We start from the raw sequence: 24,323 nt of genomic DNA, 5'->3' as shown, positions 1-24,323 counted from the left end.
GTAGGTCGGGTTAGCCGGCACGGCGTAACCCGACAACACCGTTGGCTGCACATGTCGGATTACGCTGCGCCTGGCGGCACAGCTAATCCGACCTACACCACTTTCACGCTTTTCTTCATGCCCACATCCTCCCCCCAGCTCGAAACCACACTCACCCGCGCCTGGCTCAAACGCGGCCCGCTGGCCTGCGCCCTGTGGCCCGTCTCGCTGCTGTTCGGCACCATGAGCGCCGTGCGGCGCGGCATGTACCGCGCCAATCTCCTGAAATCGGAACGCCTGCCGGTGCCCGTCGTCGTGGTCGGCAATATCTTTATCGGCGGCACCGGCAAGACGCCGCTGACGATCTGGCTGGTGCAGGCCTTGCGCGCGGCCGGCATGCGGCCGGGCGTGATTTCGCGCGGCCATGGCAGCGCCGACCGCGCGCCGCGCGCCGTCAGCGCCAGCTCGACGCCGCAGCAGGTGGGCGACGAGCCGCTGCTGATCTTCCAGCACGGCGGCTGCCCGGTGATGGTGGGCCGCGACCGCGCGCAAGCGGGCCGGGCGCTGCTGGCGGCGCACCCGGAAGTCGATGTGCTGGTCACCGACGACGGCCTGCAGCATTACGCCTTGAAACGCGACGTGGAGATCGTGCTGTTCGACGGCCGTGGCGTGGGCAATGGCTGGCTGCTGCCGGCCGGCCCCTTGCGCGAACCGCCGCGCCGGCGCCGCGACGTGACGGTGATCAACGCGGCCGAGATCGCACCGGCGCTGGCCGCCACCGTCGCTCCCGGCAAGGGCCTGGTGGTGCAAATGCGCCTGGCCGGCGGCGTGGCCGAACGGCTGGCCGACCGTCGCGAACAAGTGCCGCTGGAACAGTTGGCGGCGAAGGGGCAGCGCATCGTGGCGGCCGCCGGCATCGGCAACCCGCAGCGCTTTTTCAGCATGCTGCGCGGCGCGGGATTGCGCTTCGACGAGCTGCCCTTGCCCGACCATCATGATTTCCTCGACCAGCCCTTTGCCGCGCTCGACACGGATGTGATCTTGATCACCGAGAAGGATGCAGTAAAATGTGCGCAAATTGAATATCTCAAAGATGACCCGAGACTGTGGGTCGTCCCGGTCAGCGCCCACATAGACAGCGCGCTGGCCCAACAAATTGTGGAGAAATGTCGTGGACGCTCGACTGCTTGATATCCTGGTCTGCCCTGTTTGCAAGGGCCCGCTTGAACACGATAAAAAGGCGCAGGAACTGATCTGCCGCCCTGACCGCCTTGCCTATCCGATTCGTGACGGCATCCCCATCATGTGGGCCGACGAAGCGCGCACCCTGCAAGACGCCGTGGAATAAGCGATGTCGTTCATCGTCATCATTCCGGCCCGCCTGGCGTCGACGCGCCTGCCCGACAAGCCGCTGGCCGACCTGGGCGGCAAACCGATGGTGGTGCGCGTGGCCGAGCAGGCGCTGCTGTCGGGCGCCTCGCGCGTGATCGTCGCCACCGACCATGAGGACATCCGCGCCGCCTGCGCCGCGCATGGGGTGGAGGCGTGCATGACGCGGGCCGACCATCCGTCGGGCACCGACCGCATCGCCGAAGTGGCGCGCGCGCTGGCGTTGCCGATGGATGCCGTGGTGGTCAATCTGCAGGGCGACGAACCGCTGATCGATCCATCCCTGCTGGCCGCCTGCGCCGCGCGCATCGGCGCCACGGTGCCGATGGCCACCTGCGCCCATCCGCTGCATGACATGGCGGACGCTTTCAACCCGAACGTGGTGAAGGTGGTGCTCGACAGGCACGGCCGCGCGCTGTACTTTTCGCGTGCGACGATCCCATGGCACCGCGACGGCTTTGCGCAGTCGCGTGACAGCGTACCGCCAGGCTACGTGCCGCTGCGCCATATCGGCCTGTACGCCTACAGCAATGCCTTTTTGCAGGAATATCCCACGCTGGAAGCGTCGCCGCTGGAACAGATCGAAGCGCTGGAGCAACTGCGCGTGCTGTGGCACGGCCATGCGATTGCCGTCCATGTGACGGACACTGCGCCGGCGGCCGGGGTCGATACGCCGCAAGACCTGGCGCGGGTGCGGGCGCACTACCAGACTACGTAAGCATTACCCGCAAAACGGTCGGCGCGCAAATATAATTTGTGCGTTTGCGACAAATACCACATTTTCAAACGCCAGCTTTCATAATTGCTGGCTTTGATCAATCGGCCCATGCCAAATCGACACCAAACTGGCGTTCCGGCGATTTTTTGTGGTAAGTTTCGTAGGGAAAGATAGTCAAGACTGCACCATCTAAAAATAATTACACATACCCATCCAAAATCTGTTTTTTAGGAACTTCAATGCGTCTCATACTGTTAGGAGCACCCGGTGCCGGCAAGGGCACCCAAGCTAACTTCATCAAAGAAAAATACAATATTCCGCAAATCTCCACGGGCGACATGCTGCGCGCGGCGATCAAGGCCGGCACCGAACTGGGCCTGGCTGCGAAAAAAGTCATGGATGCGGGCGGCCTGGTGTCGGACGACATCATGATCGGCCTGGTCAAGAACCGCCTGCAGGACGCCGATTGCGCCAATGGCTATCTGTTCGACGGCTTCCCGCGCACCATCGCGCAAGCGGACGCCATGAAAGACGCCGGCATCAATGTCGACTACGTGCTGGAAATCGACGTGCCGGACGAGTCCATCATCGAGCGCATGGATGGCCGCCGCAGCCACCCGGGTTCGGGCCGCGTCTACCACATCAAGTTCAATCCGCCGAAGGTCGACGGCGTCGATGACGTCACCGGCGAAGCGCTGATACAGCGCGACGACGACAAGGCCGAAACGGTGAAAAAACGCCTGGACGTGTACCACAACCAGACCAAGGTCCTGCTCGGCTATTACAACGAGTGGGCGCAGTCCGGCCTGCCGGGCGCACCGAAATACCGCCGCATCGCCGGCGTCGGCCCGGTCGAGCAGATCCGCGACAGCGCATTTGCCGCCCTGGCGGAATAAGGCAGCACAAAAAGCGGACACGAGTGTCCGCTTTTTTCATCTGGCTTCAATGGCTGCCATCCCGTTTCAGCAGTGTTTTTTTGCAGCTCGTGTTTTCCTGGCTGCGGGTCTCGCCCGCAGCTGTAGGCAATAACGTCGTATAAAAACAGAAGGAGACGATATGGCAGCCAGTCTGTGGTTTGCGGTGGCCTGCGGCGTGGTCGCAGTCATTTACGGTTTGCTCTCGCGCAGCTGGATCCTGCGCCAGGACCCGGGCAACGCGCGCATGCAGGAAATCGCGCTGGCCATCCAGCAGGGCGCGGCCGCCTACCTGGCGCGCCAGTACCGCACCATCGCGTTGGTGGGCGTGGTGCTCCTGATCGCCATCTATGCCTTGCTGGGCGTGCATACGGCCCTGGGTTTCCTGATCGGCGCCGTGCTGTCGGGCGCCTGCGGCTTTATCGGCATGAACGTCTCGGTGCGCGCCAATGTGCGCACGGCGCAGGCGGCCACCCTGGGCATCAACCAGGCGCTGAACGTGGCCTTCAAGGGCGGCGCGATCACCGGCATGCTGGTGGTCGGCCTGGGCCTCCTGGGCGTGACCCTGTTCTACTGGCTGCTGGCGTCGACCGGCGCGGCCGGCCTGTCGCAGCATGACCTGATCAAGCCGTTGATCGGGCTGGCCTTCGGCGCCTCGCTGATCTCGATTTTCGCGCGGCTGGGCGGCGGCATCTTTACCAAGGGCGCCGACGTGGGCGCGGACCTGGTCGGCAAGGTGGAGGCGGGCATCCCCGAGGACGATCCGCGCAACCCGGCCGTGATTGCCGACAATGTCGGCGACAACGTGGGCGACTGCGCCGGCATGGCGGCCGACCTGTTCGAAACCTATGTGGTGACCCTGATCGCCACCATGCTGCTCGGTGCCCTGTTGCTTGGGGATGCCTCCCGCACCGCCATCGTCTATCCGCTGCTGCTGGGGGCGGTGTCCATCCTGGCGTCGATCGTCGGCTGCTCGATGGTAAAGACCGCGCCCGGCAAGAAAATCATGTCGGCACTCTACACGGGCCTGTGGTGGGCCGCCGGCCTGTCGCTGGTGGGCTTTGCGGTGGTCACCTGGCTGCTGTGGCCGGACGACGCGATGCGCTACAAGATGATGGGAGCCAGCGTGGTCGGCATCGTGCTGACGGGGCTGATGGTGTATATCACCGAGTACTACACGGGCACCGATTTCAAGCCGGTGCGCCATATCGCCGAAGCGTCGACCACCGGCCACGGCACCAATATCATCGCCGGCCTGGGCGTGTCGATGAAGTCGACCGCCTATCCGGTGCTGGCCGTCTGCGTCGCAATTTTGGTGTCGTACCAGCTGGCCGGCCTGTACGGCATCGCGATTGCGGCCACCGCCATGCTGTCGATGGCCGGCATTATCGTCGCGCTCGACGCCTACGGCCCCATCACCGACAACGCGGGCGGCATTGCGGAAATGTCGGGCCTGCCCGACTCGGTGCGCGCGATTACCGACCCATTGGACGCTGTCGGCAATACCACCAAGGCCGTCACCAAGGGCTATGCCATCGGCTCGGCCGGCCTGGCCGCGCTGGTGCTGTTTGCCGACTACACCCATGCGCTCGAATCGGTGGGCCAGCACATCACCTTCGACCTGTCGAACCCGATGGTGATCGTGGGGCTGTTCATCGGTGGCCTGATACCGTATCTGTTCGGCGCGATGGCGATGGAAGCGGTGGGCCGCGCGGCCGGCGCCGTGGTGGTGGAAGTGCGGCGCCAGTTCCGCGACATCAAGGGCATCATGGAAGGCACGGCCAAGCCCGAATACGACAAGGCGGTCGACATGCTGACGGCCTCGGCGATCCGCGAGATGATCGTGCCTTCTTTACTGCCAGTGGTGGTGCCGGTGGTGGTCGGCATGCTGCTGGGACCGGCGGCGCTCGGCGGCCTGCTGATGGGGACGATTGTGACCGGCCTGTTCGTGGCCATTTCCATGACCACCGGCGGTGGCGCCTGGGACAATGCCAAGAAATATATCGAGGATGGCCATTTCGGCGGCAAGGGGTCCGAGGCGCACAAGGCGGCCGTGACCGGCGATACCGTGGGCGACCCCTACAAGGACACGGCTGGCCCGGCCGTCAATCCCCTGATCAAGATCATCAATATCGTGGCGCTGCTGCTGGTGCCGCTGCTGCCGGCCACCGGCTGGCTGGCGGTCAGTGCGCCGGCGCCGGTGACGGCCAGCCAGCCGCCGATCCTGACGCCGGCCACGCCGCCCGCCCTGCCGGCGCAATAAAACAGGCGGATCAGCGGCCCTCGCGCGAGTAATACAGCGTGGTGCCGCACTGGCGGCAGATATGGCCGCGCAGGTAGGAATGGTTCATCAGGCGCTCGGTACCCATGTGGCCGCTGCCGCACTTGTGGCATTTCACGCGGCCATCCCTGACGCATTGCGGGTGCTGGCGCTTGTACCAGTCAAAATTCTTGCTGGCCTTTCTGGCGTTGTGCCGGTAAATCAGGAAAAAGACGCCCGCAAAAAGAAGAAACGGTATCCAGCCGTAATAGGTTGTCAGATCATGCATGACATTCATATTGTATTTCCAGATGGGTAAGTAATTCTCAAATGCAATATTATTGTTCCTGCATGAATATTGCAAGCCCAGCTGGCGCCAGCCTACCCGGGTCGGGCAGGCTGCATGGCGCAATGGCGATCAGAAGCGCGAGGTCAGGCCCGCGAACAGGCGCCGGCTGGGCACGTAATACTCGACCAGGCCGTCCGCGGCAGGACCTTTCCTGAACAGATTCTCCACCCCGCCGCGCATGGTCCAGTTGGGCGTCAGCTTGTATGACACGACCGTGTCGACGATGGTATAGGCCCGGTTCGGCTTGCGCGACGTCGACGCGCGCGTTTGCGCATCGAGTTCCTTGCCCGTGTATTGGGCCGACACTTCGGCGTACAACTGGTCGTTCAGCTGCCAGCCCAGCGCGGAATACAGCGACACTTTCGGCGTTGCCAGCAGGTTGACGCCGGTGGTCAGGTTTTTCGCTTCCGCCATGTAGGTGAGGTTGTTGCGCCAGCTGAGGTTTTTCGTCAATGGCGCCGTCAGGGTCGCTTCCAGGCCGCTGGTGCGCGCCTTCTGGATATTCGTCATGCGGGTCCACCAGATGCCCTGGAACTTGCCCAGCGGCGCATAGTCGATCTTGTTCTTGAAGTCGGTGTGGAAATACGTCAGGCCCATATCCCAGCCGCTGTTTTCATACGCCACGCCGATTTCGCCGGCGGTGCTGGTTTCCGGTTTCAACTCGGCATTGCCGGCCATGTAGCAGGTACCGCTGATATAGCCCAGCGGACGCAGGCTGGTGCAGCCGCGCCCGCCCGAATTGGTGGCCGCCGACGGCGAGTTTTCCTTCAGGCTGGGGGCGCGAAAGCCTTGCGACACGCCGCCCTTGACGGTCCAGGCAGGAAGCGGGTGGTATACCAGGTACAGGCGCGGGCTGTAGTGGTTGCCGAACTTGCTGTGGTGATCGAGCCGCAGGCCGGCCGTGGCCGTCAGGTCGTCACGCAGGAACAGCTGGTCTTCGGCGAACAGCGCCGAGGTGGTGCCCGACAGGGAGGCGCCCGTCACCGGATTGCCCAGGTAGTCCAGCGGAATGGTGCCGATGGTGTCGGTATTGGTCAGTTGCTGGTGCTTCCACTGGCCGCCCATTACCAGCAACTGCTCGACACCCCAGCCCAAGCGTTTCTCCAGGGTGGCGTCGAGCGTGCTGTCCTTCGATTTTGCAACCACGCCGGTGACCTGGTTGTCGTAGTCGTTGTGGTACAGATTGACCCGCGCCTTGCCGAACTCCAGCTTGCCTTCATAGCCGAGGCTGATGCTCTTGCGTATCAGCTTGCTGGCGCCCCAGGCATAGAACAGCGGCTCGCCGTCGGCGTCCAGCGCGGGCGAATCGCTCGCTTCCTGGCGGCCGTAACTGGCGTCCAGCGACAGGCTGTGTTGCTTGTTCAGGGCCCAGTTCAGCTGGCCCGTGATGCTCTGGTTGCGCTCGCCGCCGATGCCGCCCGCGTTCCTGACGATTTTTTCGTCCGCGTTCTGTTTCGATTGCGCCACACCGATGCGCATGCCGATGGTGTCCGACAGCGGGCCGGCCAGGTTCAGGCCCAGCTGGTGCGCCGCGCCGCGGCCGCTGTCCTGCGGTTCGATGTAGTTGGCGGTGGCCGAACCGTTCCATTTCCCCGGCACCTTGCGCGTGATGATATTGATCACGCCGCCCATCGCATCCGAACCGTACAGCGAGGACATGGGGCCGCGCACCACCTCGATGCGCTCGATCATCTCGGGCGAAATCCAGTTCAGGTCCTGGCGTCCCAGGTCGGGGCGGTAGGCGGTGTCGGCCGAACTGCCCATGCGCTTGCCGTCGACCAGGATCAGGGTGTATTTGTCGGGCAGGCCGCGCAGCTTGATTTTCGACTCTTCGCCGACCGGGCTGGTGCCGCCCGTCACGCCGGGGATGCGGCGCAGCAGGGTGTTCAGGTCGATCACCGGCTGGCGTTCGATTTCCTCGCGCGTGATGACGCTGATGCTGGCCGGCGCATCCTTGATATCGATGGCCGTGCCCGAGGCGGTGACCACCACCGTGGCCAAGGTGGGCTCCAGGGCGGCGGGTGCGCCTTCGGCCCAGGCGCTGCCGACGGCCAGCGACAGCAGGCAGGGCAGCAGGGTGAGAGCAGGTGCGGAACAACGTGCGGAAGGCAAAACGGTACTGCGCTTGAGCATATGCAAACTTTCCAGGAGGGGGTTATTCCTGGCTGCCTGCGGGTGGCTCGGAGATCGAGGGATGAGATATTGCCGCATTCAATGAATGCGAATAAGAATCGTTCACATTGTAATGCCAAGCTGGCAAGAAAGAAAGTGCATGTAAAAAAATAAAAACGACGTTGCAGGTTTTCATATGCTGCCATTTCGTACGGCAGCAGGCAGGCCCGCGCCGGCAAACGTAAAAAAGCGTTACCTTGGCTGGTATCTGCCGCCATCCAGGCCAATAATGCAGGCATGCGCGCTTGCGGGAGTACCGTATGAAATCCTCGCTATTACTGTTGTTGTTCGCCGGTAGCGCCGCCTGGGCCGGCGGCCAGCAGGCGGCCCAGGCGCCGGCCGAACCGCTGCCCGTCTGCCGTCTCGATCCGCAAGACAACACGAAACTTGCCGTCGAGCCCTGCGCCACCGCGCCGCCGGTAGCGGCGCGGCGCGCCGTGCCGCAGGTGATCGGCCGCATGCCGGCCACCCGGATGCCGCCGCCCGTGATCCATGCTCAAACCGTGCCGCCAGCCACGCACGCGCCGGTGCCCAGCATGCCGCTGCCAGTCAATTCCTGCGACAGCGGCGGCTGCCGCGATGCCTCGGGCATGCGCCACGACGGCGGCGTCGGCAACGCCACCCTCGATGCGAATGGCCGCGTCTGCCATCGCAACGGTGCTTTCCTGCAGTGTTTTTAAAGGAGGTTCAAGTACGACACCGGGCAATTTTATTGTTTGTTTGTGTATATCATGAGACAATTAAAATGCAAATTTTATAATCTCGCGATACACAACCGCCCGGCATACTCCATGAATCTCGACCGCCTTCGCTGGCACTTCCTGTTTTTCTCCCTGTGCGTGGCGGTGCTGCTGGCCGCGTCCTTCCTGGGCGGCGCCGCGTTGCTGGACCAGGCCTACCAGGGCCACTCGCTGCCGGCCCTGAACCGCTTGCTGTCGCACGCCGGCAGGCATCCCCTCGATTTTTACCTCGACAAGCTGCACACGCTGCTGGCCTTTGGTCTGATGTTGTGGCTGGTCTTTACCGCGACTGCCGCGCTGGCCCTGCATCGCCTGAGGCGGCCGCCCGGGCCGGGCAGCGACTGGCTCGATTACCTGATCTTCGCCCTGTATGCGGCGGCCTTCCTCGGCTTCCTGGCGTACTTCGGCACCGAGGAAAGCTGGTACCGGATCGACCAGATCATGGCGTATGAGGGCCGGCCGCCGTTCCAGCATCGCGTGCTGTTCATTTTCCCGGCGCAGCTGATGCAATACGCCATGCCGCAACTGGGCGTCATCCAGAGCTATCTCTGGTCGCAGCTGCTGGCCGTGGTGCTGATGCTGTGGGCGGTACGCCGCCTGGCCGGCCTGTTCATCCGCAGCGACCTGGCCTTTGTCGGCCAGGCGCTGGCGCTGTGCATGTGGGCGCCGACCCTCAATTACTACACCTTTTATGATATCGGCATCATCTTCGTGTTTGCCTTCTGCCTCTACCATTTGTTGCGGCGCGAATGGCTGCCTTATCTGCTGATGCTGGCGGTGGGCACCTTCAATCATGAGATCACGCTGTTCCTGATCGTGACCAGCGCCGTCATGTTGCTCGGCACCATGCCCTGGCGCACGCTGGCCGGCTTGCTTGCCGTGCAACTGGCCCTGTATGGCCTGGTGCGCCTGCTGCTGTTTTCTCTGCTGCCGGCGCAGCAGGCCTGGGAAGGCGGCAAGCTGATGTTCAATCTGCACTTGCTGCAGGACGAGCCGCGCCTGCTGCTGTACAGCCTGGGCCCCTTGCTGCTGTGGTATGCGCTGGCCGCCACCGGCTGGCGCCATGCGCCGGCATTGCTGCGCCGCTGCGTCATCATCCTGCCTTGTCTGTTCGTGATGACGGCGGTGGTGGGGCAATTCAACGAGTCGCGCCAGTTCGACGCCTTTATTCCGGTCGCCATGGCATTGATGCTGTGTGCGCTGAATGCCCGCCTGGGCGCCGCCGCCGTCCGCTTGCCGGCCGGTGGCGGCGGCTGGCGCGCGGCCACCTTCCTGGCAGGCACGCCGGAAGGCAAGGCATGAGCCAGCACCGGGTGCGCAAGACCGCCAATGTGCCGCTGGTGGTCGATCTCGACGGCACGCTGATTCATTCCGACCTGCTGTGGGAATCGATCCTGCTCTTCATCAAGTCGTATTTTTTCCAGGCGTGGCGCTTGCCTTTCTGGCTGTTGCTGGGCAAGGCCGGTTTCAAGGAAAAAATGGCTTCCTCGGTCGAGCTTGATCCTGAGGCCTTGCCCTACGACAGGGTCCTGCTGGCCGACCTGGCGCGGCAGCAGGCGCAAGGCCGGCTGATCGTGCTGGCGACGGGCGCGCAGCGCCGTTTCGCCGACCTGATTGCCGCCCATCTGGGCCTGTTCGGCCATGTGCTGGCCACCGAAGGCGGCGTCAACCTCACTTCGCACCACAAGGCCAGGCAACTGACGGCCGTCTACGGCGCCAGGGGTTTCGACTATATCGGCAACGCCAGCGTCGATATCGCGGTCTGGAATGCCAGCAACGATGCGTTTTCCGTCACGCGCAAGCCATTTCGCCTGGCCAGCGGCTGGCGCACGCGTTCGGCCGGCACGCCGCGCGGCGGCTGGGTCGTGCCCCTGCTCAAGGCCATGCGGCCGCGCCAGTGGCTGAAAAACCTGCTGGTATTCGTGCCGATGCTGGCCGGCCATGCGCTGAACCTCGATACCCTGGTGCAATCGCTGGTGGCGTTTGCCGCCTTTTCCCTGTGCGCCTCGAGCGCCTACCTGCTCAATGACGCCCTCGATGCGCCCGATGACCGGCGCCATCCCGTCAAATGCCTGCGGCCGATCGCCGCCGGCAGCTTGCCGCTATCCGTCGCCATGCTGGCCAGCCCGCTGCTGGCGCTGGCCGCGCTGCTGCTGTGCGCGCTGTTTGATCCGCGGCTGCTGCTGGTAGTGGCGATCTATTTTGCCAGCACCCTGGCTTACTCGATGCTGCTGAAACGCCTGCTGATGGTCGACATCGTCACCCTGGCCATGCTGTACACACTGCGCATCCTCGGCGGCGGCGCGGCGACCCATATCGAGCCGTCGTTCTGGTTGCTGGCGTTCTCCTTTTTCATTTTCCTCAGCCTGGCCTTGCTCAAGCGCTACAGCGAACTGTTCAACCTGGAACGCCAGGGCAAGCAAAAGACGCGCGGGCGCAGCTACAGCACCAGCGATAAAATTCCGATTGGCATCATGGGCATCAACAGCGGCTTTATCGCGCTGCTGGTCTTCATGTTGTACTTCAATTCGCAGAATATCCTGGTGCTGTATGCGCGCCCATACTTATTGCTGGGCATCGTGCCCCTGCTGGTATTCTGGCTGGGACGCCTGTGGACCTTGTCGTTTCGTGGCCAGGTCAATGAAGATCCGGTGCTGTATGTCAGCAAGGATCGCACCAGCCTGGCGATTATCGCCGCCTGTCTGGCACTGGCCGTCGGCGCCAGCCTGTAAGCACTCACCTGACTGATCACTCATGAATACTGTTTACGCAGGATATCTATGGTGCGCGCTGGCCGCCGTCGCCAGCGCCGCCGCCACCTTGTTGATCAAGCTGTCCAGCCAGCATGGCAGCGGCATCGACCTGCAGCGCCTGGCCTGGCTGGGCGGCGCCGGCGGCGCCTACGCCCTGGGCTTTATCTGCTATGCGGTGGCGCTGGAAAAACTGCAGATCAGCCTGGCCTATCCGGCCATGACGGCCATCACCATGGCCCTCGTTACCGTGCTGGGCTGCGTGGTGCTGAACGAGGCGCTGACGCTGCCGAAAATGGCCGGCATCATCTTGATCACGGCGGGCGCTTTCATGCTGTCGCGCTGATTTTTCCTGGCCAGCCCGACGGTAATGCTGGTCACGGCGCAAAAAATGGCTACAATTGGCGCTGACATGACGTTTACGTAAACGTAAAGGTCGATGCGATCATCAAACCTATCAGGAGACTTCATGCAAATTCAGGACAATGTATTCATCATCACCGGCGGCGCCTCGGGACTGGGCGCGGCCACGGCGCGCATGCTGACCGCTGCCGGCGGCAAGGTCGTGCTGGCCGACGTGCAGGTCGAAGCGGGCCAGGCGCTGGCGGCCGAATTGAACGGTGTGTTCGTGCGCTGCGACGTCACCTCGGAAGAAGACGGCCTGGCGGTGGTGGCGGCGGCGACCGCGCTCGGTACCCTGCGTGGCCTGGTCAACTGCGCCGGCGTGGCACCGGCCGTGAAAACCGTCGGCAAGGACGGCCCGCATCCGCTGGCGCTGTTCCAGAAGGTGGTCAATATCAACCTGGTGGGCACCTTCAATATGTGCCGGCTGGCGGCCGACGCCATGGGCAAGCTGGACGCCACGGCGGAAGGCGAGCGCGGCATCATCATCAATACGGCCTCGGTGGCGGCCTTTGACGGCCAGATCGGCCAGGCCGCGTACGCCTCGTCCAAGGCGGCGGTGGCGGGCCTGACCCTGCCGATGGCGCGCGACCTGTCGCGCAGCGGCATCCGCGTGATGACGGTGGCGCCCGGCATTTTCGAAACACCGATGCTGCTCGGCATGCCGGCCGAAGTGCAGGATGCGCTGGGCAAGATGGTGCCGTTCCCTTCGCGCCTGGGCAAGCCGGGCGAGTACGCGCAGCTGGTGAAAGCGATTGTCGAAAACGTCATGCTCAATGGCGAAACGATCCGCCTCGATGGCGCGATTCGCATGCAGCCAAAATAAGCGGTAACTTGCCGGCTGGTCTATTGCTGTAGGATACCTCCGTGTTTGTTATCGGAGTCTCCATGAACAGTTTCAAGCCGCTGGTCCTGCCTTTTGTATTGTTGGGGGCCTTGTGCGCCGGCCCTGCTGTTGCCGAAGTGCCGCCAAAGGCGCCCGAGATCGCCACCGCGTATGCGGAAAAGCCGGGCTGGGCGGCGCAGAAGTTCATGGTGGCGGCCGCCAATCCGCTGGCGGCCGACGCCGGCTACCGCATGCTCAAGCAGGGCGGCAGCGCGATCGACGCGGCCATCGCCACCCAGCTGGTGCTGACCCTGGTCGAGCCGCAATCGTCGGGCATCGGCGGCGGCGCCTTTCTGCTGTACGCCGACGGCAAGCAGGTGCAGGCGTTTGACGGGCGTGAAACGGCGCCGGCCGCCGCCGACGACACCCTGTTCCAGAATCCCGACGGCAGCCCCGTGTCGCGCGCCACCGGCGTGGTCGGCGGGCGTTCCGTGGGCGCGCCCGGCGTGCTGCGCATGCTGGAACTGGCGCACAAGGAACACGGCAAGCTGGCCTGGGCCACCCTGTTCGGCCCGGCCATCCAGCTGTCGCAGGGTGGCTTTCCGGTCAGCCAGCGCCTTAACGGCCTGCTGACATGGGACCAGGCCCTGAAACGCGACCCGGTCGCCGCCGCCTATTTCTATGATAAAGATGGCCAGCCCTGGCCGGTCGGCCATGTGCTCAAAAACCCTGCCTTGGCGCGTACCCTGCGCGAGATCGCCCGTGGCGGCGCCGACGCCTTTTATAACGGACGCATCACGCGCGATATCGCCGCCAAGGTGGCCTCGCACCCTGGCAATCCGGGCAAGCTGACGGCGCACGATATCGCCGGCTACCGCGCCAGGGTGCGCGAGCCGGTCTGCAGCGACTACAAGGCCTGGACCGTCTGCGGCATGCCGCCGCCGTCGTCGGGCGGCATCGCGATCGCGCAGATGCTGGGCATGCTGGAAACGAAAGACATCGGCGCGTATCCGCCCGTCGACGGCGTGCCCGACGCGCGCGCCATCCATCTGTTCACGGAGGCGGGGCGCCTGGCGTATGCTGACCGCAACCGCTATGTGGCCGATACCGACTTCGTGCCACTGCCGGGCGCCGGCATTGCCGCGCTGCTCGACAAAGGCTACCTGGCGCAGCGCGCCGCGCTGATCGGCGAGCGCTCGATGGGCCGCGCCGTGGCCGGCACGCCACCGGGCATGCAGGTGGCGTGGGGCCAGGACAACGCCTTGCAGCGCCCGTCCACCTCGCACCTGGTGGCGGTCGATGCGTTCGGCGGTGGCCTGTCGATGACCACCAGCGTGGAAGACGCGTTTGGCGCGCGCCAGATGGTCGACGGCTTCCTGCTGAATAACCAGTTGACCGATTTCTCGTTCGATGCGCGCGATGCGAACGGCCCCATCGCCAACCGGGTCGAAGCGGGCAAGCGCCCGCGCAGCGCCATGTCGCCGACCCTGGTGTTTGAAAAAGGCACGCAGAAACTGATGCTGGCCACCGGCTCGCCGGGCGGCTCGTCCATCATCAATTACGTGGCCAAGGTACTGGTCGCCACCATGGACTGGGGCCTGAACGTGCAGCAGGCGATCAGCCTGCCGAACTTCGGCAGCCGCAACGGCCCGACCGAGCTGGAACAGGGCCGCATCCCGGCCGCGCAAGTCGATGCGCTGCGCGCAATGGGCCACGAGGTGCGCGTGAGCGAGCAGAATTCCGGCCTGCAGGGCATCATGCGCCTGAACGCGCACGGCCAGGATTTCTGGTTCGGTGGTGCCGATCCGCGACGCGAAGGCATGGTCCGGGGTGACTGAGATAAAATTCCACAAAGCATCTTGACCCTGCTAATCTGCCGGCATGGGAACGGAAAACAATAAAACAGGCTTGATACTGAGCGGCGGCGGGGCGCGCGCGGCCTACCAGGTGGGGGTGCTGCAATCGATTTCGGCGATCCTGCTGGAAGCGGGATGGGCGCCCGAGCGCAACCCCTTCGACATCATCTGCGGCACCTCGGCCGGCGCCATCAACGCCACCGCGCTGGCCTGCCGCGCCGACCATTTCGGCGAAGGCGTGCAAAAGCTGCTCGACGTGTGGCAGCATATCGAGGTCGAGCAGGTCTACCGCGCCGATTCGCTGGGCGTGATCCGCTCGGGCGCGCGCTGGCTCTCCTTGTTGTCGTTTGGCTGGCTGTTGCGCCAATGGCATGCTTCGCCACCGACTTCGCTGCTCGACAATACCCCGCTGGTCAGCCTGCTGCACCGCATGCTCGACCTGCCGCGCCTGGACGCGGCGCTGGCCGATGGCCGCCTGCATGCGCTGGCCGTCACCGCATCGTCGTATTCGGGCAGCCGGCACATGACGTTCTACCAGACCGGCGCCGAGATCGCGCCGTGGGTGCGTACCCAGCGCCTGGCGCTGCAGGAGCAGATCGGCGTCGAGCACCTGCTGGCGTCGGCCGCGATTCCCTTCATCTTTCCCGCCGTGCCCTTGTTTATCGGCGGCCAGCGCGAGTATTGCGGCGACGGGTCGATGCGCCAGCTGGCGCCGATTTCGCCGGCCATCCACCTGGGCGCGAACAAGGTGCTGGTGGTGGGCGCCGGGCGCATGACGGAGCCGGCGCCCAGCAAGGCCGAATCGGCGCGCTACCCGAGCCTGGCGCAGATCGCCGGCCATGCGCTGTCGTCGATCTTCCTCGACGGCCTGGCGGTCGACATCGAACGCCTGAACCGCATCAACCTCACCTTGTCGATGCTGCCGCCCGAATTGCTGGGCAAAACCGCCTTGCGGCCGGTGGAACTGCTGGTGATCGCGCCGTCCGAGCGCCTCGACGCCATCGCCAGCCGCCATATCGGCAGCCTGCCGCGGCCGATACGCACCATGTTGTCGGGCATCGGCGCGGCCGAAGCGAGGGGGGCGGCGCTGGCGTCGTATTTACTGTTCGAATCGACGTATACTAACGAGCTGATTCGTCTTGGACAGCGCGACACGCAGGCCCGCAAAGACGATGTACTGGCGTTTTTCGCCGCCTGACGCGCAAGTGGCGCGTTTTTTTTGACTGGACGATCGTGCGGGTATTTCGACGGGTATGGGCTGTAGCGTGGTGTTTGAGCCTGCTGGTGGGCGCCTGGGCGCAGGCGGCGCAGGCGGCGCCGGCGCGCACCTTGCGCTTCGACCAGCTCAGCGTCGAACACGGCCTGGCGCAGGAATCGGTGCTGGCGATCGCCCAGGACGCGCAGGGTTTCATGTGGTTCGGCAGCCAGTCGGGCCTGAGCCGCTTCGACGGCTACCGGGTGGTGGTCTACAAGAATATCGAAGGCGACGCCAGCAGCCTGACCGACAACTGGGTCGGCGTGCTGCATGTCGACCGCGACGGCCAGTTGTGGGTCGGCACCGACAATGGCCTGGACCGTTTCGATTCGGCCAGCCAGACCTTCATCCACTACCGCCCCCAGGGCAAGGGCAAGCGCGGCAACGGCAGCCGTCATGTCAACGCCATCCTCGACGATGGCGCGCAGGGATTCTGGATCGCCACCAATGACGGCCTGCAGCATTTCGACCGCGCCAGCGGCGCCTTCCGCAGCTGGCACCATGAGGCGGACAATCCCGACAGCCTGGTCGACAACGAAATCAAGAGCCTGGCGCTCGACGCCGAAGGCCGCCTGTGGATCGGCACGGTGACGGGACTCGACATGCTGGCGCCCGGCCAGGCGGACCGGGCGGGCAGCGCGCGCTTCGAGCACTTCATGATCGATCCGTCGCCGGCCTCGAAATACAATTTGATCCATGCGCTGATGGTCGACCGCGAGCAGAACCTGTGGATCGGCACGCGCGCCGGCGCCGAGCGCTGGCGCCTGGGCGCCAAGGGCCAGCCGCCCGTCCTGCGCCAGCGCCTGGGACCGCAGCAGGGATTTTCGGCCCTGCGCGTGGCGAGCCTGTACCAGGACGTCGAGGGCACCGTCTGGCTGGGCAGCAATGCCGACGGCCTGCTGCGCTGGCAGCGCAAGAGCGACACTTTCTTGCAGTTCCGCCACCAGACGGGCGACAAGGTCAGCGTGGCCGACAACCAGCTTGCCTCCCTGTTCCGCGACCGCGCCGGCACCTTGTGGGTGGGCACCTGGTACAACGGCGTGAGCCGGGTCGACCTGGGCAGCGGCGGCTTTTCGCGCATGGTGCGTGCGCCCGACGACACGGCCGCGCTGGCCGATAAAAAAGTGCGCGCGCTGGCCGACGCGGGCGACGGCAAGCTGTGGCTGGCCACCAGCCGTGGCCTGAAGCTGTATGACACGCGCGACGGCACCACCGAGCTGTTCGGTTTCCAGTCCACGCCCGGCGTGTCGCGCGACGAGCAGGTCACGTCGCTGTATGGGCGCGGCGATGGCGCGCTGTGGGTGGGCGGCAGCTCGGGCCTGCACCGCTTCGACCTGGCCACGCGGCGCTTTTCCACCACCCGCTTCGGCGTCGGCGACCCGAACAGCAACACCATCCGCAACGTGGCGGGCGAGCGCAGCGGCATGCTGTGGGTCTCGACGCGCGGCGGCGTGCACCGTTTCGATCCCGCCAGCGGCAAGTTCACCACCTACCGTCACGATCCGGCCAATCCCGACAGCCTGTCCGACAATACCGTGCGCCCGGTGCTGGAAGACCGCCAGGGCCGGCTGTGGATAGGCACCTTCCACGGCCTGGACCTGTTCGACCGCGCCAGCGGCACCTTCCGCCATTACCGCCACGATGCGAAGGACGCGTCCAGCCTCAGCCACGACGAAGTGCATTACCTGCATGAAGACAAGCGCGGCGTGCTGTGGGTCGGCACGGCCAATGGCCTGAACCGCATGGATGTCGACCAGCAGGGCGACATCCGCTTTCGCCGCTTCCTGCGCAAGGACGGCATGGCCGACGATGCGATCGCCAGCATCCTCGGCGACGACCGCGACCAGCTGTGGCTGAGCACCAACAGCGGCATCACCCGGCTCGACATGCGCAGCGGGCAGTTCCGCAATTACGACAGCGCCGACGGCACCGCCGAGGGGTCGTACTTCGACGGCGCCGCGCTGCGCGCCGATGACGGCACCATGTACTTCGGCGGCTTCAACGGCATGACGGCCTTCGTGCCGGCCGAGATCCACGACAACCGCGTGCCGCCGCTGGTGGCCATCACCGAGCTGCAGGTCTTCAACAAGCCGGTGGCGGTGGGGCGCGGCGAGTTTGCCCACCTGCTGCGCACGGCCATCAACCATGCGCGCAGCCTGACCCTGACCAGCCGCGACAGCGTGTTTTCGCTGGAGTTCGCGGCCCTGCATTTCGCCGCGCCGCAGCGCAATATGTTCGCCTACCGGCTCGAAGGCTTCGACCAGGACTGGGTCATGACGGACGCCGGCCGGCGCTTTGCCACCTACACCAATCTCGATCCGGGCGAATACGTGTTCCGCGTCAAGGCGGCCAACAAGGACGGCATCTGGAACGAGGCCGGCACCACCCTGGCCATCACCATCCTGCCGCCGATGTGGAAGACCTGGTGGTTCCGCAGCCTGGCCCTGGCGCTGCTGCTGGGCGCCATCTACGGCGCCTACCGCCAGCGCATGCGCACGGTGCGGCGCCAGCAGGCCAGGCTGGAAAAACTGGTCAGCGCGCGCACGGCCGAAGTATCGCAAAAAAACCGCGAACTGCAAGGCAAGGAAATCGAGGTGCGGGCCCAGGCCGACGAGCTGGCGCTGGCCAATGCCAGCCTGACGCAGAACGAGGAAAGCCTGCGCCTGGCCAAGCGCAAGGCGGAAGACGCGACGCGCCAGAAATCGGAATTCCTGGCCAACATGAGCCACGAGATGCGCACCCCGCTGGCCGGCGTGATCGGCATGCTGGGCTTTGCCCTGCGCGACAGCCAGCTGCATGCGGCGACGCGCGAACAGATCCTGCGCGGCCAGGCCAATGCCCAGTCGCTGCTGGCGATCATCAACGACCTGCTCGATTTCTCCAAGATCGAAGCGGGCAAGCTGTCCACGGAAAACATCGACTTCGCGCTCGGCGCGGCCATCGAAAACGTGGTCAGCCTGTTCGAGGAGCAGGCGGCCGCGCGCAGCATCGGCTTTGCCATCGACCTGGCGCCAGATCTGCCCGACTTCGTGGTGGGCGACCCGACGCGCCTGCGCCAGGTGCTGGTCAACCTGGTCGGCAACGCCTTCAAGTTCACCCAGCGCGGCGGCGTGCGCGTGCGCGTCGAGCGGGCCGGCCTGGCGCCGGCGCCGGCCGGCCATGGCACGGGCCAGGTCAACCTGATCCGCTTCACCGTCAGCGACAGCGGCATCGGCATCGAGGCCGATGCGATGGAGCGCCTGTTCCAGAAATTCGAGCAGGCCGACGCCAGCACCACGCGCCGCTATGGCGGCACGGGGCTGGGCCTGGCGATCTGCCGCCAGCTGGTCGAGCTGATGGGCGGCGAGATCGCCGTGGCCAGCGCACCGGGGCAGGGCAGCACCTTCATGTTTACCGTGCCGCTGGCCGACGGCGTGGCGCCGCCGCTGGCGCCGCAGGTGGCGCTGGCGCCGCACAGCCACCAGCTGCGCGTGCTGTGCGCCGAGGATTTCCCGACCAACCAGATCATCATCCGCGTGATGCTGGAAGACCTCGGGCACCGGGTCGACGTGGTCGCCAACGGCGCGCTGGCGGTGGCCGCCTGCACCCAGACGCGCTACGACCTGGTGCTGATGGACGGGCGCATGCCCGAGATGGACGGCGCCACGGCCACGCGCCTGATCCGCGCCGGCGGCCTGCCGGACCAGCCGGTCTGCGACCAGCAGGTGATGATCGTCGCACTGACGGCCAACGCCAGCGAGGAAGACCGCAGCCGCTACCTGGGCGCCGGCATGGACGACTTCCTCAGCAAGCCGATCGACGAGACGGCGCTGCATTGCCTGCTGGGGCGCGCGATCGAGCGCCAGCTGGCGCGCGGCCATCTGCTGCCGTGCCTGCCATCCGAGCCGCCCCGCATGCTGGCGCGCGGCCAGGCCGAACTCGATGCGCTGTTCGGCGTGGCGCCGGCCGCCGCCGGCCTGGCGGCGGGACAGGGCGCGCGTGGCGAGGACTTGCAGCGCCGCCTGCGCAGCGCCTTTGCGCTGGACCTGGCCGGCCGGCTGGCCGAACTCGATGCGGCCATGGCCGCGCGCGACAGCGATGGTGCCGGGCGCCTGCTGCATGGTTTCAAGGGCAGCGCCGCCTATCTCGACGAAGCCGCCCTGCACCTGCTGTGCACCGAACTGGAAGAGGCGGCCGATGGCGGACACTGGGCGCGCGTGGCGCTGGAGCTGCCGCGCCTGCACGCCTTGCTGGCCGACATCGGCGCAAGGTGAGGCCGGTATATAAAAGACAATTGGTGCGGCGCCGGCGGCGAAGTTCGGTAGAATAAGGTCCAGGCGCGCTGCAGGCGCCAGTGAGGGAGGCGGCAATGAAAGTACTGGTGGTCGATGATGATGTGGTCTCGCGCATGGTGCTGATGCACCTGATCGACAGTTGCGGCGTGCACGATATTGTGGAAGCGGAGGACGGCGCCGCCGCCTGGGAGCAGCTCGAAGGCGGGCTGCGCCCGGCCCTGTGTTTCTGCGACCTGCGCATGCCGCGCCTGTCCGGCATGGAGCTGCTGCAAAAAGTGCGCGCCGACAGTGGGCTCGACGCCATGCCGCTGGTGCTGGTGTCGTCGGCCAACGACCAGGCCACCGTGCGCGACGCGGTGCGGGCCGGGGCCGCCGGCTATATCGTCAAGCCGTTCCAGCAGGAACAGGTGCGCGAGCATCTCGATGCCTGTCTTGCCGCCGCCGCTGAGGCGCCGCTGGCCGAAGCGCCCGGCCTGACCCTGCAGCGGCTGGGCGTCGATGCCGAACGCCTGCTGGCCTACCTGGCCGGCTTCCAGGAGCAGGCCGCCGCCAGCGCCAGCCATATCGAAGCGCTGCAGGCGCGCGGCGAGCCGGCCCAGGCGCGCCAGCAGGTCGAACGCCTGCACCTGGGCTGCACTACCCTGGGCCTGTATGGCGCGGCCGACGGCCTGGCCGCCGTGCTGCAGGCGCCGGCGCTCGATGACGCGGCGCTGCGGCAGGCGCTCGCCACCCTGGCGCGCAGCACGGTGCACCAGGCGCGGCGGCTGCGCCGGCATGCCGATATCGCCTGACGATGTTGTTGGCCAGCCTCGCCGGCAAGGCCTGAAAACCTTGCGCAAAGGCATATGAAAATATTATCAAGCATGTTTTGTTTGGCAACCCTATAATACATCGGTATATAGAACAGACATGGGTGAGCCAGGTATGCAAAATCATTTCACGACCATCAACAGGTGGCTGCCGGCCTTGGCCAGCCTGGTGTTTTGCGCGGGCGCGCAGGCTGCGGCCACGCCGTCCCTGTTGTCTCAGCAGGATACGGCGCAGCTGTCATCGTGGCTGGGCGAAGGCCCGCTGGCGCTCACGCCCATCTACACCAAGGCGGCGGGCGATACCTCGCTCGACTTCCACGCGGCGGCCGATGGCAAGGGACGCACATTTTCGGTGATGGAAGCCAGCAACACAGCGGGCCAGACCTGGCTGGTCGGCGGCTACAACCCGCAGAGCTGGAATGCCAGCGCGGGCCTGCACGTCACCATGGCCGACAGCGAGCGCACGGCATTCCTGTTCAACCTGACGTCCGGGCTGATGCTGCCGCAGCTCAAGCAGTATTTCAGCGGCGACAGCACCGGCAGCGGCCAGACCTACAACGACAGCGATTTCGGTCCGACCTTCGGCATCGGCCATGACCTGTATGTGCCGCGCGACCTGACCTCCGGCGGCTATTCTTACCTGTATACATACAGCCCTGCCGGCCAGCCGTCGTCGGGCCTGAGCCTGGTGGACGGTTCGGCCAATGCGTCGGCCCTGACCTTCGGCGCGCTGCAGGTGTACAGCATCAGCGCGGTGCCGGAACCGGCGACCTTCGGCATGCTGCTGGCGGGCCTGCTCCTGCTGGGTGGCCTGCATGCGCGCAAGCGCGGCGCGCTTGCCGATCCATCCTCGCCAGGAACGTTCAGTGCTATTTAATTCTTTTGCGTTTTTCCTGGTTTTCTTGCCGCTGGCCCTGCTTGGATACTTTGTTCTTTCCCGCTATTCACTGCGGATGTCGATCATTTTCCTGCTGTTTTCCTCGGTCGCCTTTTATTGTTATTGGGATATCGCCTTCCTGCCGCTGCTGGCCTTGTCGATCTGCGCCAACTTTGCCGTCGGCCGCAGCATTTCGCTGCGCCATGGACAGGGCCGCCTGAAGGCGGCCAAGGGCTGGCTGGTGGCCGGCCTGGTCTTCAATCTGTCGCTGCTGGTATTTTTCAAATATGCCGATTTTTTGCTCGGCAATGTGGCGGCCGTGACGGGCGCGTCCATCGCGCCGCTGGGCGTCGTCCTGCCTATCGGCATATCGTTTTTCACCTTTACCCAGATTGCCTACCTGGTCGACTGCCACGCCGGCAAGGTCAAGGATTATCAGCCGGAAAGCTATGGCCTGTTCGTCACCTATTTTCCGCACCTGATCGCCGGTCCCATCCTGCATCACAAGGAGATGATGCCGCAGTTTTCGCAGCCGGCCTCGCATGTGTTTCACCGTGGCCGGCTGGTGGTGGGGCTGGCTTTCTTTACCATCGGCCTGTTCAAGAAGGTCATCCTTGCCGATGGCGTGGCGCGCTTTGTCGGCCCCGTGTTCGACCAGCATCACCAGCACTTGAGCATGCTCGAAGCCTGGGCCGGGGCGCTGGCCTACACCTTCCAGCTGTATTTCGATTTTTCGGCCTATTCCGACATGGCCTATGGCTTGTCCTACATGTTTGGCATTATCTTGCCGATCAATTTCAACTCGCCCTACAAAGCCACCTCGATCATCGACTTCTGGCGCCGCTGGCACATCACGCTGTCGAGCTTCCTGCGCGACTATTTGTATATCGCGCTGGGCGGCAACCGCCACGGCGCTTTCCAGCGCTACCGCAACCTGTTCCTGACCATGTTGCTGGGCGGCTTGTGGCATGGCGCGAACTGGACCTTTGTCGTGTGGGGCATGCTGCATGGCGCCTACCTGATCGTCAACCATGCGCTGCGCCATGTGCTGGGGCAGCGCAGCAACCTGGCGCTCAGGCTGGCCGGTGCGGCGGCGACTTTCCTGGCGGTGGTGCTGGCCTGGGTTTTCTTTCGCGCCAGTTCGGTCGCCGTCGCCGTCGACGTGCTCAGGGCGATGGCGGGCGGCACCCTCACCGAGGACATGGCAGCCGCCGTGCTGGGCATCAACCGCATCATGCAACTGTCATCCTGCCTGGCCTGGCTGGCGGCGTGTGCGGTGACGGCATTTTGCCTGCCGAATGCCTACCAGCTGCTGGGCCGCGGCTTGCGCCTGGAGCAGGAGCACCGGCTGGAAGGCCGGCGCGGCAGCTTGTTGCTGGGCGCCATGCTGTTGCTGTGCATGCTGTTACTGTCGATCAGCGAGACGCGCGGCGTATCCGAATTCCTGTACTTTAATTTCTGATCTGGCGTCGGCTCATATGCGTACTTCTTTCTTTATCGGACTCGGCGCACTGGCCATGGCCTTGCTGCTGGAACTCGTGCTGCAATGCCTGCCGGTGGCCGACGGCCTGCGCTTGCAGCCCAGTGATGCGCGCATGCCCTTGAGCCGCTACCTGCCGCGGCAGGACTATGTGTATTCGTATGGCTGGGGGCTCGACAATGCACGCCATGGCGTCACCAACCGGCAAGGCTACGCCAATTCGACCGATTTCAGCGAGCGGCCCGAGGTGCTGGTGTTGGGCAACAGCTTCGTGGAAAGCCTGATGCTCGACCGGCGCGACAGCTTGCAGGGGCAACTGTCGCGGTCCCTGGACGGCGCCGTGCTGGCCGCCGCCAGTTCCGGCAATACCCTGGCCGACACGCTGGAGATGGCCCGCTATCATGTGCCGCTCCTGCACCCGCGCACGGTGGTGCTGCTGATCGACTCGGGCAGCATGAATCACTTGCTGCAGCCAACGACGCGCGGCCACAGCCAGTTCGAAGAGAGCGCGGGCGGCGTGCGCGTGATGCACAATGCCTATGTCGAATCCCGGCTGAAACAGCTGGTGTCGCGCTCCGCGCTGGTACGCTATGTGTACTACAACCTGAAGCTGCCGGACTGGATCGCGTCGAGTTGGCGTACCGCCGGCAAGTCCTTGCCGGCGCCCGCGCCGGACCTGCAGGCTACGCATGCCGCGCGCGCGCGCGTGCTCGAGTATTACCTGTCGCAACTGAAGGCGGTGCAGGGCAGTGCGGGCATGCGCTATATCTTCGTCATCGATGGCGAGCGCGGCCTGCTCTACGATGCGCGCCGCGGCAAGCCCTCCTGGCAGGATGACAACCGGCAGTTCCTGATCGCGCAGCTGGAGCGGCACGGCTTTCCGGTGCTCGACATGCAGCCCGTATTTGCCCGGCACTGGGCGGCGCAACGCGAACGGCTGGACTTTGCGCCGATGGACGGCCATTGGAACAAGGTGGCGCATGGCCTGGCGGCGCAACAATTGTTGCCATTGTTGGGCGTCAGCGCGGGCAGCAGGCTGTCAATGTAGTGCGGCAGGCTGTATAATGCCGCTTCGTGTGTCGCCATCGTACAATGGATAGTACAAGGTCCTCCTAAGACTTAAATGCAGGTTCGATTCCTGCTGGCGACACCAACCATCACGCAACGCACCTCGGCAGCCTGTTCCTTGCCAGCGGCAAATTTCTGATCGCCCGCAACCGAGGCCCCGGTTATCGGTACAATGCGTGCTTCATTCATTCAATCGGCAGCTGTC

General features: G+C 65.0%; 19 protein-coding genes and 1 tRNA gene. 18 read left to right on the top strand and 2 right to left on the bottom strand.

Annotated elements, in window-relative coordinates:
• Window positions 1-117 precede the first annotated feature (117 nt).
• The 5 genes from lpxK to Q8L25_RS28145 all read left to right on the top strand — a co-directional run bounded on the left by lpxK (window position 118) and on the right by Q8L25_RS28145 (window position 5,263).
• A complete protein-coding gene (gene lpxK / locus Q8L25_RS28165) occupies window positions 118-1,170 on the top strand; it encodes a tetraacyldisaccharide 4'-kinase (protein WP_308922524.1) in 1,053 nt (350 codons plus the stop codon).
• The gene (locus tag Q8L25_RS28160; RefSeq protein WP_082988760.1) at window positions 1,151-1,327 is read left to right on the top strand and encodes a Trm112 family protein; all 177 of its coding nucleotides are present in this window, start codon (window positions 1,151-1,153) and stop codon (window positions 1,325-1,327) included. The genes lpxK and Q8L25_RS28160 overlap by 20 nt, the downstream gene beginning before the upstream one ends.
• A 3-nt stretch (window positions 1,328-1,330) precedes the next feature.
• A complete protein-coding gene (gene kdsB / locus Q8L25_RS28155) occupies window positions 1,331-2,086 on the top strand; it encodes a 3-deoxy-manno-octulosonate cytidylyltransferase (protein ID WP_308922523.1) in 756 nt (251 codons plus the stop codon).
• Window positions 2,087-2,325: 239 nt separating this feature from the next.
• Entirely contained in the window at window positions 2,326-2,982 is a 657-nt protein-coding gene (adk, locus tag Q8L25_RS28150; protein WP_308922522.1) for an adenylate kinase, read from the top strand.
• A gap of 160 nt (window positions 2,983-3,142) precedes the next feature.
• Complete coding sequence (locus Q8L25_RS28145; RefSeq protein ID WP_308922521.1) at window positions 3,143-5,263, top strand: sodium-translocating pyrophosphatase; 2,121 nt, start codon at window positions 3,143-3,145, stop codon at window positions 5,261-5,263.
• Window positions 5,264-5,273: 10 nt separating this feature from the next.
• Here the strand turns inward: Q8L25_RS28145 and Q8L25_RS28140 are convergent, their stop codons facing one another.
• Both Q8L25_RS28140 and Q8L25_RS28135 read right to left on the bottom strand, forming a co-directional pair.
• Window positions 5,274-5,549 carry a hypothetical protein gene (locus tag Q8L25_RS28140; RefSeq protein WP_308922520.1) on the bottom strand — a complete coding sequence of 92 codons (276 nt, stop codon included), beginning with the start codon at window positions 5,547-5,549 and terminating at the stop codon, window positions 5,274-5,276.
• A gap of 129 nt (window positions 5,550-5,678) precedes the next feature.
• A complete protein-coding gene (locus Q8L25_RS28135) occupies window positions 5,679-7,742 on the bottom strand; it encodes a TonB-dependent receptor domain-containing protein (RefSeq protein ID WP_308922519.1) in 2,064 nt (687 codons plus the stop codon).
• Between the two features lie 299 nt (window positions 7,743-8,041).
• On the opposite strand from Q8L25_RS28135, the gene Q8L25_RS28130 reads away from it, so the two are divergent.
• From Q8L25_RS28130 to Q8L25_RS28070, 13 genes are all read left to right on the top strand, one after another.
• Window positions 8,042-8,461 carry a hypothetical protein gene (locus Q8L25_RS28130; protein ID WP_308922518.1) on the top strand — a complete coding sequence of 140 codons (420 nt, stop codon included), beginning with the start codon at window positions 8,042-8,044 and terminating at the stop codon, window positions 8,459-8,461.
• A gap of 111 nt (window positions 8,462-8,572) precedes the next feature.
• On the top strand, window positions 8,573-9,823 hold the full coding sequence (locus Q8L25_RS28125) for a hypothetical protein (protein WP_308922517.1): 1,251 nt from the start codon (window positions 8,573-8,575) through the stop codon (window positions 9,821-9,823).
• On the top strand, window positions 9,820-11,253 hold the full coding sequence (locus tag Q8L25_RS28120) for a UbiA family prenyltransferase (RefSeq protein WP_308922516.1): 1,434 nt from the start codon (window positions 9,820-9,822) through the stop codon (window positions 11,251-11,253). The genes Q8L25_RS28125 and Q8L25_RS28120 overlap by 4 nt, the downstream gene beginning before the upstream one ends.
• 22 nt (window positions 11,254-11,275) lie before the next feature.
• Window positions 11,276-11,617, top strand: coding sequence for an SMR family transporter (locus Q8L25_RS28115; protein WP_308922515.1), 342 nt, complete (start codon window positions 11,276-11,278; stop codon window positions 11,615-11,617).
• A gap of 123 nt (window positions 11,618-11,740) precedes the next feature.
• On the top strand, window positions 11,741-12,499 hold the full coding sequence (locus tag Q8L25_RS28110; RefSeq protein WP_308922514.1) for a 3-hydroxyacyl-CoA dehydrogenase: 759 nt from the start codon (window positions 11,741-11,743) through the stop codon (window positions 12,497-12,499).
• A 62-nt stretch (window positions 12,500-12,561) separates the two neighbouring features.
• Window positions 12,562-14,337, top strand: coding sequence for a gamma-glutamyltransferase (gene ggt / locus Q8L25_RS28105; protein WP_308922513.1), 1,776 nt, complete (start codon window positions 12,562-12,564; stop codon window positions 14,335-14,337).
• Window positions 14,338-14,380: 43 nt separating this feature from the next.
• A complete protein-coding gene (locus Q8L25_RS28100) occupies window positions 14,381-15,553 on the top strand; it encodes a patatin-like phospholipase family protein (RefSeq protein ID WP_308922512.1) in 1,173 nt (390 codons plus the stop codon).
• Between the two features lie 74 nt (window positions 15,554-15,627).
• Entirely contained in the window at window positions 15,628-19,863 is a 4,236-nt protein-coding gene (locus tag Q8L25_RS28095) for a two-component regulator propeller domain-containing protein (protein WP_308922511.1), read from the top strand.
• Between the two features lie 95 nt (window positions 19,864-19,958).
• Entirely contained in the window at window positions 19,959-20,675 is a 717-nt protein-coding gene (locus Q8L25_RS28090; protein WP_308922510.1) for a response regulator, read from the top strand.
• A 133-nt stretch (window positions 20,676-20,808) separates the two neighbouring features.
• Window positions 20,809-21,570, top strand: a complete 762-nt coding sequence (locus Q8L25_RS28085; protein ID WP_308922509.1) for a PEP_CTERM-anchored TLD domain-containing protein — start codon at window positions 20,809-20,811, stop codon at window positions 21,568-21,570.
• 76 nt (window positions 21,571-21,646) lie between these two features.
• Window positions 21,647-23,032 (top strand): MBOAT family O-acyltransferase, encoded by a 1,386-nt coding sequence (locus Q8L25_RS28080; RefSeq protein ID WP_308922508.1) that lies wholly within the window; start codon window positions 21,647-21,649, stop codon window positions 23,030-23,032.
• A 16-nt stretch (window positions 23,033-23,048) separates the two neighbouring features.
• Window positions 23,049-24,098 (top strand): hypothetical protein, encoded by a 1,050-nt coding sequence (locus Q8L25_RS28075; RefSeq protein WP_308922507.1) that lies wholly within the window; start codon window positions 23,049-23,051, stop codon window positions 24,096-24,098.
• A gap of 30 nt (window positions 24,099-24,128) precedes the next feature.
• Window positions 24,129-24,203, top strand: a tRNA-Arg gene (locus tag Q8L25_RS28070).
• Window positions 24,204-24,323: the final 120 nt, after the last annotated feature.

The sequence above is a fragment of the Janthinobacterium sp. J1-1 genome, assembly GCF_030944405.1.
GTDB lineage: Bacteria > Pseudomonadota > Gammaproteobacteria > Burkholderiales > Burkholderiaceae_D > Janthinobacterium.
The sequence above is the reverse complement of the archived record's forward strand: the minus strand, read 5'-3'. Positions and strand labels throughout refer to the sequence as shown.